A 13,977-nucleotide genomic window follows, 5' to 3' on the forward strand; every position below is an offset into this window, starting at 1 on the left:
CGCTCCCCGCGAGATGCAGGGGCAGGGCGCTCGTTCACGTCAGGTCAAGAACCGACAAGCTGGCGCAGCACGTACTGCATGATGCCGCCGTTGCGGTAGTAGTCGGCCTCACCGGGGGTGTCGATGCGGACGACCGCGTCGAACTCGACGCCCGTGTCGGTGGTGACCTTGACCGTGCGCGGGGTGGTGCCGTTGTTGAGCTCCTCGACGCCGGTGAAGGAGAAGGTCTCCTCGCCGGTCAGGCCGAGGGACTCGGCGGTGGCACCCTCCGGGAACTGCAGCGGCAGCACGCCCATGCCGATCAGGTTCGAGCGGTGGATGCGCTCGTACGACTCGGCGATGACGGCCTTGACGCCGAGCAGCGCGGTGCCCTTGGCGGCCCAGTCGCGGGACGAGCCGGAGCCGTACTCCTTGCCGGCCAGGACGACCAGCGGGATGCCCTGCTCGATGTAGTTGCGGGAGGCGTCGTAGATGAACGCCACCGGCGCGTCGGCCTGCGTGAAGTCGCGGGTGTAACCGCCCTCGGTGCCCGGCGCGATCTGGTTGCGCAGGCGGATGTTGGCGAACGTGCCGCGGATCATGACCTCGTGGTTGCCTCGGCGCGAGCCGTAGCTGTTGAAGTCACGACGCTCCACACCGTGCTCGGTGAGGTACTTGCCGGCCGGGGTGTCGGCCTTGATGGCACCGGCCGGGGAGATGTGGTCCGTCGTCACCGAGTCGCCGAGCTTGGCGAGGACGCGGGCGCCGGCGATGTCGGTGACCGGGGCCGGCTCGTGCTGCATGCCCTCGAAGTACGGGGGCTTGCGGACGTAGGTGGACTCGGCGTCCCACTCGAAGGTGTTGCCGGTCGGGACCGGGAGGGACTGCCACTGGGCGTCACCGGCGAAGACGTCGGCGTAGGACTTGTTGAACATGTCCTCGCCGATCGCGTTGGCGACGACTTCGTTGACCTCGGCCTCGGTCGGCCAGATGTCCGACAGGTAGACCGGCTTGCCGTCCTGGTCGGTGCCGAGGGCGTCCTTGGTGATGTCCACCTTCATGGAGCCCGCGAGCGCGTAGGCGACGACCAGCGGCGGGGAGGCCAGGTAGTTCATCTTGACGTCGGGGTTGATGCGGCCCTCGAAGTTCCGGTTGCCGGAGAGGACCGAGGTCACGGCCAGGTCGTGGTCGTTGACGGCCTTGGAGACCTCCTCCGGCAGCGGGCCGGAGTTGCCGATGCAGGTGGTGCAGCCGTAGCCGACCAGGTTGAAGCCGACCTTGTCGAGGTAGGGGGTCAGGCCCGCCTTCTCGAAGTAGTCGGTGACGACCTTGGAACCCGGGGCGAGGGTGGTCTTGACCCAGGGCTTGCGGGTCAGGCCCTTCTCGACCGCCTTCTTGGCCACCAGGGCGGCGGCGACCATGACGTACGGGTTCGAGGTGTTGGTGCAGGAGGTGATGGCCGCGACGGTGACCGCGCCGTGGTCGATCTCGTACGTCGTGCCGTCGGGGGCGGTGACGGTGACCGGGTTGGTCGGGACGCCGTTGGAGGACGCCGGGGCGTCGGAGGCCGGGAAGGACTCCTTGCCCGCCTCGTCGGCGGTGTCCACGTAGTTGCGGACGTCCGTCTTGAACTGCTCGGCGGCGTTGGCGAGGACGATACGGTCCTGCGGGCGCTTCGGGCCGGCGATGGAGGGGACGACGGTGGCGAGGTCCAGCTCCAGCTTCTCGGAGAAGTCGGGCTCGGCCTTCGGGTCCAGCCAGAGGCCCTGCTCCTTGGCGTACGCCTCGACGAGCGCGACCTGCTGGGCGTCGCGGCCGGTCAGACGCAGGTAGTTCAGGGTCTCGTCGTCGATCGGGAAGATCGCGGCGGTGGAGCCGAACTCCGGCGACATGTTGCCGATGGTGGCGCGGTTGGCGAGGCTCGTCGCCGCCACACCCTCGCCGTAGAACTCGACGAACTTGCCGACGACGCCGTGCTTGCGCAGCATCTCGGTGATGGTGAGGACGAGGTCCGTGGCGGTCGTGCCCGGCTTGAGCTCACCGGTCAGCTTGAAGCCGACGACGCGCGGGATGAGCATGGAGACCGGCTGGCCGAGCATCGCGGCCTCGGCCTCGATGCCGCCGACGCCCCAGCCGAGCACGCCGAGGCCGTTGACCATGGTGGTGTGCGAGTCGGTGCCGACCAGGGTGTCGGGGTAGGCCTGCCCGCCCCGCACCATGACCGTGCGGGCCAGGTGCTCGATGTTCACCTGGTGGACGATGCCGGTACCCGGGGGGACGACCTTGAACTCGTCGAAGGCGGTCTGGCCCCAGCGCAGGAACTGGTAGCGCTCCTTGTTGCGGCCGTACTCCAGCTCGACGTTCTGCTTGAAGGCGTCGTTGGTGCCGAACTTGTCGGCGATGACGGAGTGGTCGATGACCAGCTCGGCCGGGGCCAGCGGGTTGATCTTGGCGGGGTCGCCGCCCAGCTCCTTCACGGCCTCACGCATGGTGGCGAGGTCCACGACACACGGGACGCCGGTGAAGTCCTGCATGATCACGCGGGCCGGCGTGAACTGGATCTCCTGGCTGGGCTGGGCCTGCGAGTCCCAGCCGCCGAGGGCGCGGATGTGGTCGGCGGTGATGTTCGCGCCGTCCTCCGTGCGGAGCAGGTTCTCCAGCAGCACCTTCAGGCTGTACGGAAGGCGAGCCGAGCCTTCCACCTTGTCCAGCCGGAAGATCTCGTACGACTCGTCGCCCACCTGCAGCGTGCTGCGGGCGTCGAAGCTGTTCGCCGACACGACAGTCTCCTTCATTGATGTGCGCGTACCACCGTCAATCGTGCCGCCACGCCGACTTGGCCGATCCAGCAAGGTCAGGCTAAGTTAGGTATGCCTTACCGGGGTGGCGGCTACGGTGCGCCTGGGCAGATATCTCGATGTCGAGATAACTCTAGTACACGGGCGCCGGTTGGTCATGCCCGGACCCGATGTGGCGTCTCAGCGAACCTGGGGCAGTCCCGGTCTCTCTGCGGCATCGGTGGCCGCGTCTCGGGCCTGCAGGGCGGTGTCTCAAGTCATTCCGAGGTACCGCTGACGCGCCTTTCCCACGGTCGCTCTACCGCGTCGGTGATGGGTCACGGGGGCCGGGACGGATGCGGCGGCCCTCTGGGTGCGGCTGGTCGGGCCGGCTGGTGTCCGGCGTGGGACACGCTCTCGCTGATCGAAAACGGTTTGCGCACCGGGGCCGCGGTTGGATAGACGTTGCGACCGGGCCCCTGCCACGAGGGTGAGGGCACGACAGCGAGAGGAGGGATAAGCCGATGATCCCCATGATCACCGCGCTTGCGTCCTCCCGGGGCGCGGACCGCGTCTGACCCCGGAGCGGACGGGCGCCTTCACCGGAGCGTGCCTGAACCGTGAAACAGAACGACCTGACCATGCGTCCCCTCAACGGACCCGAAGAACTCGACCTCTTCTCCCAACTGCCCTACGTCCTCAACGAGGAACTGGCAGACGACCTTGCCGTCGGCCGCCGACGCCCGGAATGGATGTGGGTCGCCCTGCGCGGTGACCGCCTACTGGCCAGAGCTGCCTGGTGGAGTCGAGCCGGCAGCGACACACCCCTCATCCTGGATGTCCTCGACATCGACGACAACGCCGCGGATTCCGATCACAGGGACATCGGGGTGCGACTCCTGCACACCGCGATGGCCGCCACCCTTCCGAACGGATCGCGTCCCCCTGAGTACAGCCGTTTCGTCCCGCCGGACTGGCGCGAGAACACGGTGACCGGACAAGCCGTCGAGGACCGCATGACGGTACTGGAGAGGGCCGGTGCCCGGCTCTTCGTCGAACGACTGCGGCTGGAATGGCGCCCGGAATCACCGGTCCCCAGGCCCACCGAGCGCCTTGCGTTCCGCCCGATCCGCGATGCCAGGGAGCTCGTGGCCTTGATGACCTCGGTTCTGGACGGCACGCTGGACGCGCATGGCCGTGACGACCTGACCCGGATGTCCGCCCAGGAGGCGGCCGTCAAGCACTACGAGGACGAACTGGCACGCTACACAAGCCCGCGAGACTGGTGGCGGATCGCAACGCTGCCCGATGGAGAGCCAGTGGGGTTCGTCCTCCCGGCCCACAACGGCTACAACGCGATCATCGCCTACATCGCGGTCCTTCCCACGCACCGCGGCAACGGCTACATCGACGACCTTCTCGCCGAGGGCACCCGCATCCTCGCCGAGCAGGACGTCCCCCACATCCGCGCGTCCACGGACCTGGGCAACGTCCCGATGGCGAACGCCTTCCAACGCGCTGGATACGTCAATTTCGGGCGTGAGATCAATATGACCTGGAACTGATTGAGCACCGGGCGGGGGCGCCACAGACGGTGCCCCCGCAAACACCCGGGCTGCCTCGGCTTTTCCGCCCCCTGGGACGGTCGGTACGACACCTGACGGCCGGCCCGGTCACTGGCGTGCCCTTCGGTCCCCAGGCCTCAACGATCAAGTCCGGTCGGGGTGCCGGACGCTGTCAATGATCCGCCACTTCGTGGACAAGTAGCCGCCGGTAGCCGTCAAGACCTTGTCACCTTCTTCCAGGCTGCCGTCGGCGGGAGCCCGCCCCTCTACGATCAACTCCACCCGAAATAATGGGGGGAACGAATGCACCGGATGTCGCGGAGCCCGTGCGGCCCTGCCGCAGAGCAGCGCTGCAACATGAAAGCCCATGCCGACTTATTGCCGCTAGGCGAACAGCCCACAGAACTGTCCAAGACGTTGACGACGCCGGAATCCGAGATTGCCGAGATGCAGGCCCGGTTGGCAGCCGCAGAGAGAAAGCGAGACGGGATCACCGAGTTTCTGAGGGCCGCGGAGGAGGAGCGTGACGGAGTCCCCCTGGGTGAAGCCGAGGCTCTCCGCGGGCAGTTGGATGCCCCCACGCTCCGCGGCGTCCTGGAACAGGCGAAGCAGTACTTCTCTCTGCTCGCGGTCACCGCCGATCCCGACGAGGCCAAGCGACTCGAGCACCACCAGAAGGCGCCGCACTGGAGGAAGCGTCTCGCAGCCGCCCTCGCGACCATCCAGGCGTACGCGGAGACCAAGAATCTGGCCAGGGCTCATGGCCGTGGGGCGGGCCCCGGCCTCGCCAACCTGAAGGCGTACTGCGACAGCCATCCATTCCCTTTGCTCTCCCCGGCCAAGGTGATCCTGAGCGAGGGAAATTTCGCCAGCCGCAGCCCTCGCGGCAAAGCGGACAGGAAACTCCGAATCCCCGAAGTCATCCACCCGTCGGGACGCGTGGTGATGCTGGAACACATCCGCATCGGAGACGGCGCCCCGCCGGCACCCCGCCTGCATTACCTCGACGACACGAATCAAAGCGGCCTGGTCGTTGTCGGGTTCTTCGGTGAACACCTGACCAACGCGAGCACCAACTGACCGGAGGAAGCCGATCGAGGCCGGCAAGTGGTCTCGGAGGGTGGTGCTGGCGCTCGACCCCGCCGGCAATGGGCACCCGGGCTCCGGGGCGGTTGCAGACGGGCGCCGGTCGAACGCGCCGGCCTCGCGGTTTCCCTGATCGGTTCCGTTGCGGCCACCGTGGCTGTCGCCGCGTCCGACGCCGTCTCGCACAGGACGACCCGCCGAGGTCGGACTCGCCGTCGGCGAGAGCCGGACCGGAAAGGCTCGCCACGGCGATCACGACACTGACACCGAAGGGCAGCCGCCCCAGACCCAGGAGGATCGTCCCCAGCCCCGCCGCATACAGGACGAGGGCCCCGGCCAGCAGGCGCCCCGGCCGTCCCGCTCTGTCGAGGAGCGCCCCCGGCACTGGCCAGGGCGAACGCCGCCAGCAGCAGGGCCGGTCCCGAACGCCGCTGCTGCTCCCGCCGATGCGCCACCCGCGAACGGGTCGCAGCCCATCGGCGCTCACGGCACGGCCGCCGCCGGGTTTCAGGGGCTCTCGATCCAGCCGTAAGCGGTGAGGTCGGCCAGGAGGCGGGCGACCGGGGCGGCGGCCTGTGCCGGGGAGCAGTCGGCGGCGGTGGCGAGGACCGTCACCAGGTCCTGCTCGGTGCGCGGTTCGCGCAGCGCCTCCAGGAGGATGCGGGCCGCCCGGTTGACGTGGGCGGCGGTGAAGGCGGTGGCGTCGATCACTCTGGCGCCGCCGTCCGGCTCCGAATGGGGGTGCAGGGAACCCACAAGGCGGATCGTCGGCGTGTCGGAAATCATGTCAGAGTGTGTCAAGTCAGGCATCCGTCGAGACGAAGTCGTAGTGCATACCGGTCAGGCCGTTGCCCACCCCCAGATGGACGCCCGCGGCACCCTCGTTGAGCAGGCAGTTCAGACTCCAGTTCACCCGGTCGGCGGACAGCGCCCCGGTGCCGATGGCGACCTCGGTGACCGCGCCCCGGTACTCGGGGCCGCTCGTCGCGTGGATGCCGTCGGCGAACGGGCCGAACCCGTCGACGAATCGGTTGTCCTGGATCCTCACGTACAGCGGACAGGATTTCCGCATCTCTTCCGTCAATTCGGCGGCGGCTCTGAATCGGCCGGCGCGGACGCCCGTCAATTCGCGGTGTCTGGAGACGAGTACGGAATCGATCCGCAGCATTCCGGAAACCCTGAGGTCGGTGTCGATCCGGCCGGCCAGATCGGTCGGCGACATGGCCATCTCGAAGTAGTTTCCGATGGTGGAGTGCTCGTCCGGAAGAAGTCCGGGACGGGTACGGCTGGAAAGCTGGAGTTCTCCCGGAAGGCGGATGAAGAGATCCGTTCCGGGTCCGGTCATGCGCAATTCTTCGCGGGCCGGCAGAAGTTGGGAGACGATCCGGCGGTTCGCCGCGACACAGCCCGGGATGTCGATCTCGGAGAACCTTTCCAGGCCGTATCCGGCGACCCGCGGATCGGCGGAGAGGAGGCCAGTGGAATCCACAGCACACCGGATCCGGAAAAGATGTCGCGCAGGGCCCGGCGGGACGGCAGCCGGCCGTAGTCCAGCGGTACCGCGACCACTCGCCGCGGTGCCGGCTCGCGGCCGCCCAGCACGCCGTCGAACGTCGACGCCGGCACCCCGTGCGCCGTCAGCCCGTCCGCGAGACCCGGCTCGTCGGTCACGAAAACTCCGTCCTGACCTGTGAACACCACATCCAGGGCGGCCAGCGGACCATCACGCATCGGGCACCAGCGCGGCCAGGCAGGGACAGGTCGGGATGTCACCCAGATGGCTCTTGCGGACCGAGGGCGCCTGTCGGCGTACGCCCTCTCCGGCAGCCGCGCCGGGCTCCGGCTTCCCGTCCGGAATCTTCAGGGCGCGGCCGTATATGCCACCGCCGGCCGCCACGCCTTCCGCCACCCAGACCCTTCGAGACATGTGCGATACCTACTGTGTGCGGTGAGAGTGCGGGAATTTCCGGTGGCTGCCGCGGGTGCCCTTTCGACAGGGCACCGGAGGCGGTCCGCTGCGCAATGGACCGTGAATCAGATTCCGTTGTAGATGATCGCGAGGAACCGCTTGGGGTTCTCGCCTTCGGGCGTCAGGGCGGTCGTTCCCTGATCGGCGCCGAGGGATCCGAGCGGGGTGGACTTCGGGACTTCCGGATTTCCGAGGGACCGGGTGGTCTCCATGGCCGCCTGGGGCATTTCCCGTACCTCCGACTTGAGCCTTGTGACACGTGCCGACGGGGGGCGCCGGGCACCACTCCAGCGTGCGGAGGAAAGGCCTCCGGACAACGGCCCGCGGAATTCCTGACCACACGTTGGGAGCCGTCTTGACGTGCTCTCACCCCGCCCTTGCGCGAATCGGAACGACGGTCGACGGACCGAACAGCCGCGCCCGTTGACAGGGCATCACCCGAACGGACCCCCCAACGGGCGCCATCTCATATCTGAGATAACCTCGGCCTCATGGCAGACGACTACCTCGTACGCATCGGCAAGCTCATCCGTGACGCCCGGCAACACCGTGGCTGGACACAGACACAGCTGGCGGAGGCGCTCGGCACCAGTCAGAGCGCTGTCAACCGCATCGAGCGCGGCAACCAAAACATCAGCCTTGAGATGATCGCTCGAATCGGTGAAGCCCTGGACAGCGAGATCGTCTCACTGGGCTACGCGGGCCCGATGCATCTGCGGGTGGTGGGCGGCCGTCGGCTGTCCGGCGCGATCGACGTGAAGACCAGCAAGAACGCGTGCGTGGCCCTGCTGTGCGCCTCGCTGCTCAACAAGGGGCGCACGGTGCTGCGCCGGGTGGCCCGGATCGAGGAGGTGTACCGCCTGCTGGAGGTGCTCAACTCCATCGGCGTGCGCACCCGCTGGATCAACGACGGCGTCGACCTGGAGCTGGTCCCCCCGGCCGACCTCGACATGGCGTCGATCGACGCCGAGGCCGCCGTACGCACCCGCTCGATCATCATGTTCTTCGGTCCGCTGCTGCACCGCATGGACCACTTCAAGCTGCCGTACGCCGGCGGCTGCGACCTCGGGACCCGGACCATCGAGCCGCACATGATCGCGCTGCGCCGGTTCGGTCTGGACATCGCGGCGACCGAGGGGCAGTACCACGCGCAGGTCGACCGCGCGATCCGCCCCGACCGGCCGATCGTCCTGACCGAGCGCGGCGACACGGTGACCGAGAACGCGCTGCTGGCCGCGGCCCGCCACGACGGCGTGACGGTCATCCGCAACGCGTCCTCCAACTACATGGTCCAGGACCTCTGCTTCTTCCTGGAGGCGCTCGGCGTCAAGGTCGAGGGCATCGGCACCACGACCCTGACCGTGCACGGCGTCCCGACCATCGACGTGGACGTGGACTACTCCCCCTCCGAGGATCCGGTCGAGGCGATGAGCCTGCTGGCGGCGGCCGTCGTCACCGAGTCCGAGCTGACGGTCCGCCGTGTCCCCATCGAGTTCCTGGAGATCGAACTCGCCGTCCTGGAGGAGATGGGCCTCGACCACGACCGCAGCCCCGAGTACTTCGCGGACAACGGCCGTACCCGCCTGATCGACCTCACGGTCCGCCCCTCCAAGCTGGAGGCGCCGATCGACAAGATCCACCCGATGCCCTTCCCCGGCCTGAACATCGACAACGTCCCGTTCTTCGCCGCCATCGCGGCAGTCGCCCAGGGCAAGACCCTCATCCACGACTGGGTCTACGACAACCGCGCGATCTACCTCACCGACCTGAACCGCCTCGGGGGCCGCCTCCAGCTCCTCGACCCGCACCGCGTCCTGGTGGAGGGCCCGACCCGCTGGCGCGCCGCCGAGATGATGTGCCCGCCGGCCCTGCGCCCCGCCGTGGTCGTCCTGCTCGCCATGATGGCGGCCGAGGGCACGTCCGTGCTGCGCAACGTGTACGTCATCAACCGCGGCTACGAGGACCTCGCCGAACGCCTCAACACGATCGGGGCGCAGATCGAGATCTTCCGGGACATCTGACGGCCGAATGCCGCCGCGCCCCGGTCCGACCTGCTGGTTCGCGGGTCGGGGAGGGGTGCGGCGGCATCTCCGGGGCGGTTCCGGGACTTTGGCGGGCGCCGTGGTGATCGCCTTTGCCGAAGTGGAGCCCGGTCGGCCCCGGTCGACGCCGCCGCTCGTCGGTCAGCGGCGCGTCAGGGCCTGGCGCAGCACGTCGTACACGTGGGTGTTGGCGTGCTTGCCGGTGAAGCGGTCGGACAGCGGGCCGACCGCGGTCACGGGAACGTCCACACCGGTGTGCCCGGACGTGGTCCAGTCGATGTAGAAGCTCTTCTCGCTGCCGCGGATGCTGAACGGACCGTCCTCGGCGGAGATGCCGGTGCCGGACTCGTCGGCCGCGTCCGAGTCCTCGACGGCCAGGCCGCCGGTCTCGTGGTCGCCGGTGACGACCAGCAGGGTGTCGGGGTGGGTGGCGACGTAGGCACGGGCCACGGCCACCGCCTTCTCCAGTTCCTGCATGGACTGCAGGACGCGGGTGCCGTTGTTCGCGTGGGCGAACTCGTCCACACCCTCCTCCTCGACCATGAGGAAGAAGCCCTTCTTGTTCTTGTCCAGCGTGCTCAGGGCCTTGCTGGTCATGGTGGAGAGACCGACCACCGGGCTGTACACGTCGCCCTGGCCCTCGGCGCGCTGCTGGAACATCTCCTCGTTGGCGAAGAGACCGAGGAGCTTGCCGCCCTTGGCGCTGCTGAGCTGCTCCGCGCTGGAGACGTAGGAGTAACCGGCCTTCCTGGCCTTGGCGATGAGGTCGCCCTTGGTGCCCTTGCTCGCCTCGGACGGGTCCTCGGCGGGCTGGTCCTTGAACGCACCGGCGCTGCCCGCGGGCAGCCACCAGTCCTCGCCACCGCCCAGGATGACGTCGGGCTTGCTGACCTCGATGTACTGGCGGGCGATCTCGTCCTGCGCCGAACGGTTGGCGGTGTTCGCGAAGAACGCCGCCGGCGACGCGTCGGTGACCTGCGCGGTGGTGACCAGGCCGGTGGCCTTGCCGGCCGCCTTGGCCTGCTGACCGAGGGTGGCCAGCGGGTTGCCGTCCACGTCGACGCTGATCGCGCCGTTGTAGGTCTTCTCGCCCGTGGCCCACGCGGTCGCCGCGGCGGCCGAGTCGGTGACGACGGCCTTCGGGTCGTCCGGCTCGGTGGTCAGCTGGCCCGAGACGGGGAGCTTGTCCATCGCGAGCTGGCCGCCCAGGCCGCTCAGGTGCAGGCGGGCGGCCTGGCGCGTGGCGGCGCCCATGCCGTCGCCGTTGATGAAGATGACGTTCTTGGCGGTCGGGGTCTTGGCCGAGGCCTGCGGAGCCGAGGCCGACGCGCCCAGCGTCGGGTTGACCACCATCGTCACGACCGCAGCAGCGACCGCGGCGGCTGCGGGAGCGGCGAACCGCCGAGCCCTACGGACATCCAGGGACACAACGTCCTCCGTTACTGTTCTTGCCCATTGCTTGACCGCGAACATAAGGTCCCTTTGGATGATGTTGACCAAGAACAGATGACCAGTACGCGACGAGATCTTGAGTGGCAGGTAAAGACGCTCGGCCCCGTACTTGTTCGGACAGGTCACGCGAGGGCGGGGTGCGGCGGCGGTCGCCCGGCGCGGTGTCAGCGGCCCCAACCGGTGCAGGCGGAGGAGCCGTCGGGCAGTTCGATGCAGGCCCGTGCCTCGGACGGGCGCCCGAGGCCGATCATCAGGGTGTAGAGGTACCGGCCCGGCACGAGCACCAGCCGTGACTGGTGCCGTCCGTCGGTGGTGTCGACCTGCAGCCGGTCCCCGCTGCGCGGTGCGGTGATCCGGCCCCAGGCCGCCCGGCACGTCGGACTGAAGCGCAGTTCCACGACGCGTCCGGCGATCTCCCGGCGCGCCCGGGTGCCCGCGTCCGTCCAGCAGTCCGTGTCGTGCTGTTCGGCGTCGCGGTCCGTGCAACTCTCCCCCCGGCAGGTACCGCTGCTGGGTCTCGACGCCGGTTCCCGGTGCCAGCCCCCGTACGTCCATGCCACGGCACCCACGGCGAGGACGGTGACCAGCACGGTCCCCGCCGCCACGAGCAGGACGGTGCCGCGGCCCGGTCTCCGGTCCCGGAGGACCGGCCCGTCGGACCGCCCCGGGGGCGGGTCCACGACCACGGCCTGCGCTCCCGCCTCTCGCGGCGCGTCCGTGGCGGGCGCGGCTTCCGCGGGGCCGGCGGCCTGCGGGGCGGTGGCCTGCGGGGCGGTGGCGCGTGCGTCGCGGCCGCTCCACGCGCGGTCGGCGAGCTGCCACAGCGCCAGCAGCCGTACGGGGTCCGCGCCGCTCAGCTTCGCGAGTGTCTCCACCGCGTCCCGGGGAGGGAGCGTCTTGCCGTTGAGGTACCGCTCCCAGGACGACTTGCTGTACGTGGTCCTGGCCGCGAGCGCGGCGAAGCTCAGCCCGGTTTCCTCCCGAGCCTCCCGCAGCCGCTCCACGAGGTGACGGACCTCGGGTGCGGTGGCCGCCCGCGGCTCACGGCCCGGGCCCGGCCGGGGGCCCTCAGCCACCCGGCTTCCTGAGCTCACGCCAGGTCATGGGACCCACGATGCCGTCGGCGGTGAGTCCGCGGGACCGCTGGAACCCCTGGACCGCGGCCCTGGTGTTGGGCCCGAACGAGCCGTCGATCCCCTTCGGGTCGAAGCCGTGCCGTCTGGCCAGGCACTGCACCTCCGCCACCGCCTCGACGGTGATGCCGACGTGGTACTCGTCGGTGAGGGTCGTGCTGTGCCCGGCGTACAGCAGACCGTCGTGCAGGGTGAAGTAGCACGGGAACGTCTTCGCGGAGTAGGTGGAGGTCGGCACCTTCGTCGTCGCGGCGGCCGCACGAGGTTCCGGGGTCGCCGACGGCGACCCGGGCCAGGCGATGGCCACGGCCACCGCCGCCAGCACGGCGAGGCCTGCCGCCACCACGGCCACACCGGCGACCGTCGCGACCGGCCGTGCCCGACGCGGGGTCCGGCCGTCGTCCGGTCCGCCGTCGTCGGGGCCAGCGTCTTGGGGGCGGTCGTCTTCCGGTCGGTCGTCATCCGGTTGCCCGACGAAGGCCGTTGACTCGCCGGGCTCCTCGGGCACCGCCTTGGAGAGCGCCGGCCGTTCCGGCTCCCGCGGAGCCGGTGCCGGTGCCGGTGCCGGTGCCGTGGGACCCTGCGAGGCGTGGGTGGTGGCCACTTCCCACAGCGCCGCCAGGCCGATCCGGTCCCCGCCGCACACTTCGGCCATGGTCTCGACGGCCTGCCGGGGCGGCGCCACCTTGCCGTTGAGATAGCGCTCCCAGGACGACTTGCTGAACCCCGTCCTCGACTCCAACGCGACCATGCTCAGCCCGCTGTGGTCCTTCAACCGGCGCAGCTCGACCACGAGTCGGCGGATCCGGGGATCCAACGACTCGGGCAGCGCCTTCCATCGCGACATGCCCCAACCCTTCGCGTACGCCGTCGCGCACCCGTCCAGCCCCCGTCCCACGCCCTTCCCGCCTTCACGATATCTGCACATCCCGCCGTCCCGTCGTCCCGCACGACATCCCTGCAGCTCAGCACCGGGATCATCCCCGCTTGTCCCAACTCGCTTTGATCTGTGGCCGGTTGGACGGAGAGCCGACCACGATGGGCCGCGCACCGACCACGACGGGTTCCGGGGGTTCCATGACAGTCACCACGGCGGCAGGCACATCGGCAGGCGCGACGGCAGGCCCGACGACGCACAGGCGTGCGTCACTCGCGCTCGCCGCAGCCGTCCTCCTGGGCGGCACGCTCGCCGGCCAGTTCGCCGCCGGGACCGAGGCCACCGCGGCCACCGCGGCCACGGTCTACGCCTGCAACGTGACCGGCGGATTCGGCCCGCTCACCGCCGGCTACTACACGGGCAGCACCGCGATTCCGTCCACCTCGCAGGTGACCGCCGCCGGCAAGGAGGCCCAGTGCCTCCTCAAGTACCGGGGATACGACCCGGGGACCGTCGACGGGATCTTCGGCTCCAAGTCCCAGGCCGCGGCGAGGGCTTTCCAGCACGACATCAACGACCTCTGCGAGGCCGCGCTCAAAGAGGACGGCAGCGTCGGCCCCAAGACCTGGCCGTGGCTGCGCTATCCGGGGTGCTGACCACCGCTCACGCACAGATCCGTAGTCCCTGAGGAAAGGAACGAGGCATGCGAACAGCATTCCGCGCGAAGCTGGCGGCACTGACGATCGGGGTGCTCGCCGTCCCCGCGGGCCTGGTCGTCACCGCCGCGGGTCCGGCGTCGGCGAGCGCCTACTGCGGCCGGACCGGTCCGCTGAACGACGGCACCGAAGTCACGATGACGAAGGGCGTCTCCGCCAACATGCGCAGCGGCTCCAGCACCAGCTGTGCCGTGAAGGGCTGGGCCGACAACCAGGACACGCTCATGTACTACTGCTACACCTCCGGCGACGGCGGCACCTGGACCTGGCTCTGGAACATCGACGACGGCACGGTCGGCTGGGTGAAGGACTCCCTGCTTCCCGGGAACGGCTCCAACTACTCCTGCGGCTTCTGACCGAGGCGCCCCTCTGACAAGCTCG

At 69.3% G+C, this 13,977-nt stretch carries 13 protein-coding genes and 1 pseudogene; 6 read left to right on the forward strand and 8 right to left on the reverse strand.

Annotation, left to right across the window (positions count from 1 at the left end):
* Window positions 1-44 precede the first annotated feature (44 nt).
* Window positions 45-2,759 carry an aconitate hydratase AcnA gene (gene acnA / locus ABZ887_RS43345; protein ID WP_361303252.1) on the reverse strand — a complete coding sequence of 905 codons (2,715 nt, stop codon included), beginning with the start codon at window positions 2,757-2,759 and terminating at the stop codon, window positions 45-47.
* A gap of 638 nt (window positions 2,760-3,397) precedes the next feature.
* Between acnA and ABZ887_RS43350 the strand changes: the two genes are divergently transcribed.
* From ABZ887_RS43350 to ABZ887_RS43360, 3 genes and pseudogenes are all read left to right on the forward strand, one after another.
* Window positions 3,398-4,321, forward strand: a complete 924-nt coding sequence (locus ABZ887_RS43350) for a GNAT family N-acetyltransferase (RefSeq protein ID WP_361303419.1) — start codon at window positions 3,398-3,400, stop codon at window positions 4,319-4,321.
* A gap of 357 nt (window positions 4,322-4,678) precedes the next feature.
* Entirely contained in the window at window positions 4,679-5,401 is a 723-nt protein-coding gene (locus tag ABZ887_RS43355) for a hypothetical protein (RefSeq protein ID WP_361303255.1), read from the forward strand.
* 420 nt (window positions 5,402-5,821) lie between these two features.
* Window positions 5,822-5,902: pseudogene (locus tag ABZ887_RS43360) on the forward strand (CGNR zinc finger domain-containing protein); the annotation flags it as partial.
* 12 nt (window positions 5,903-5,914) lie between these two features.
* On the opposite strand, the gene ABZ887_RS43365 reads toward ABZ887_RS43360, so the two are convergent.
* The 4 genes from ABZ887_RS43365 to ABZ887_RS43380 form a co-directional block, all read right to left on the reverse strand.
* Window positions 5,915-6,193, reverse strand: a complete 279-nt coding sequence (locus ABZ887_RS43365; protein ID WP_361303258.1) for a PqqD family protein — start codon at window positions 6,191-6,193, stop codon at window positions 5,915-5,917.
* Between the two features lie 16 nt (window positions 6,194-6,209).
* Window positions 6,210-6,896 carry a hypothetical protein gene (locus ABZ887_RS43370; protein ID WP_361303261.1) on the reverse strand — a complete coding sequence of 229 codons (687 nt, stop codon included), beginning with the start codon at window positions 6,894-6,896 and terminating at the stop codon, window positions 6,210-6,212.
* 234 nt (window positions 6,897-7,130) lie between these two features.
* Window positions 7,131-7,334, reverse strand: coding sequence for a hypothetical protein (locus ABZ887_RS43375; RefSeq protein WP_361303264.1), 204 nt, complete (start codon window positions 7,332-7,334; stop codon window positions 7,131-7,133).
* A gap of 107 nt (window positions 7,335-7,441) precedes the next feature.
* Complete coding sequence (locus ABZ887_RS43380; RefSeq protein ID WP_361303267.1) at window positions 7,442-7,603, reverse strand: hypothetical protein; 162 nt, start codon at window positions 7,601-7,603, stop codon at window positions 7,442-7,444.
* 264 nt (window positions 7,604-7,867) lie between these two features.
* On the opposite strand from ABZ887_RS43380, the gene ABZ887_RS43385 reads away from it, so the two are divergent.
* On the forward strand, window positions 7,868-9,397 hold the full coding sequence (locus tag ABZ887_RS43385; RefSeq protein WP_361303270.1) for a UDP-N-acetylglucosamine 1-carboxyvinyltransferase: 1,530 nt from the start codon (window positions 7,868-7,870) through the stop codon (window positions 9,395-9,397).
* Between the two features lie 162 nt (window positions 9,398-9,559).
* Here ABZ887_RS43385 and ABZ887_RS43390 read toward each other — a convergent pair whose 3' ends face one another.
* From ABZ887_RS43390 to ABZ887_RS43400, 3 genes are all read right to left on the reverse strand, one after another.
* Window positions 9,560-10,771, reverse strand: a complete 1,212-nt coding sequence (locus tag ABZ887_RS43390) for an alkaline phosphatase (protein ID WP_361303422.1) — start codon at window positions 10,769-10,771, stop codon at window positions 9,560-9,562.
* Window positions 10,772-11,034: 263 nt separating this feature from the next.
* Window positions 11,035-11,946 carry a helix-turn-helix domain-containing protein gene (locus tag ABZ887_RS43395; RefSeq protein WP_361303272.1) on the reverse strand — a complete coding sequence of 304 codons (912 nt, stop codon included), beginning with the start codon at window positions 11,944-11,946 and terminating at the stop codon, window positions 11,035-11,037.
* The gene (locus tag ABZ887_RS43400; RefSeq protein ID WP_361303275.1) at window positions 11,939-12,850 is read right to left on the reverse strand and encodes a peptidoglycan-binding protein; all 912 of its coding nucleotides are present in this window, start codon (window positions 12,848-12,850) and stop codon (window positions 11,939-11,941) included. Before ABZ887_RS43400 ends, ABZ887_RS43395 begins: the two co-directional genes overlap by 8 nt.
* A 230-nt stretch (window positions 12,851-13,080) precedes the next feature.
* On the opposite strand from ABZ887_RS43400, the gene ABZ887_RS43405 reads away from it, so the two are divergent.
* Both ABZ887_RS43405 and ABZ887_RS43410 read left to right on the forward strand, forming a co-directional pair.
* Window positions 13,081-13,536: a peptidoglycan-binding domain-containing protein gene (locus tag ABZ887_RS43405; RefSeq protein ID WP_361303278.1), complete on the forward strand. Its 456-nt coding sequence runs from the start codon at window positions 13,081-13,083 to the stop codon at window positions 13,534-13,536.
* A 47-nt stretch (window positions 13,537-13,583) separates the two neighbouring features.
* Window positions 13,584-13,952 carry an SH3 domain-containing protein gene (locus ABZ887_RS43410; RefSeq protein ID WP_361303281.1) on the forward strand — a complete coding sequence of 123 codons (369 nt, stop codon included), beginning with the start codon at window positions 13,584-13,586 and terminating at the stop codon, window positions 13,950-13,952.
* Window positions 13,953-13,977 lie beyond the last annotated feature (25 nt).

Source organism: Streptomyces sp. NPDC047061 (assembly GCF_040643955.1).
Classification (GTDB): domain Bacteria; phylum Actinomycetota; class Actinomycetes; order Streptomycetales; family Streptomycetaceae; genus Streptomyces.

What these genes read in the sequence shown, in the direction of transcription:
- ABZ887_RS43400 (WP_361303275.1), bottom strand. Translation starts at nt 12,850, where the DNA reads ATGTCGCGATGGAAGGCGCTGCCCGAGTCGTTGGATCCCCGGATCCGC.
- ABZ887_RS43385 (WP_361303270.1), top strand. Translation starts at nt 7,868, where the DNA reads ATGGCAGACGACTACCTCGTACGCATCGGCAAGCTCATCCGTGACGCC.
- ABZ887_RS43390 (WP_361303422.1), bottom strand. Translation starts at nt 10,771, where the DNA reads ATGGTGGTCAACCCGACGCTGGGCGCGTCGGCCTCGGCTCCGCAGGCC.
- ABZ887_RS43375 (WP_361303264.1), bottom strand. Translation starts at nt 7,334, where the DNA reads ATGTCTCGAAGGGTCTGGGTGGCGGAAGGCGTGGCGGCCGGCGGTGGC.
- ABZ887_RS43355 (WP_361303255.1), top strand. Translation starts at nt 4,679, where the DNA reads ATGAAAGCCCATGCCGACTTATTGCCGCTAGGCGAACAGCCCACAGAA.
- ABZ887_RS43380 (WP_361303267.1), bottom strand. Translation starts at nt 7,603, where the DNA reads ATGCCCCAGGCGGCCATGGAGACCACCCGGTCCCTCGGAAATCCGGAA.
- ABZ887_RS43405 (WP_361303278.1), top strand. Translation starts at nt 13,081, where the DNA reads ATGACAGTCACCACGGCGGCAGGCACATCGGCAGGCGCGACGGCAGGC.
- ABZ887_RS43350 (WP_361303419.1), top strand. Translation starts at nt 3,398, where the DNA reads ATGCGTCCCCTCAACGGACCCGAAGAACTCGACCTCTTCTCCCAACTG.
- ABZ887_RS43365 (WP_361303258.1), bottom strand. Translation starts at nt 6,193, where the DNA reads ATGATTTCCGACACGCCGACGATCCGCCTTGTGGGTTCCCTGCACCCC.
- ABZ887_RS43410 (WP_361303281.1), top strand. Translation starts at nt 13,584, where the DNA reads ATGCGAACAGCATTCCGCGCGAAGCTGGCGGCACTGACGATCGGGGTG.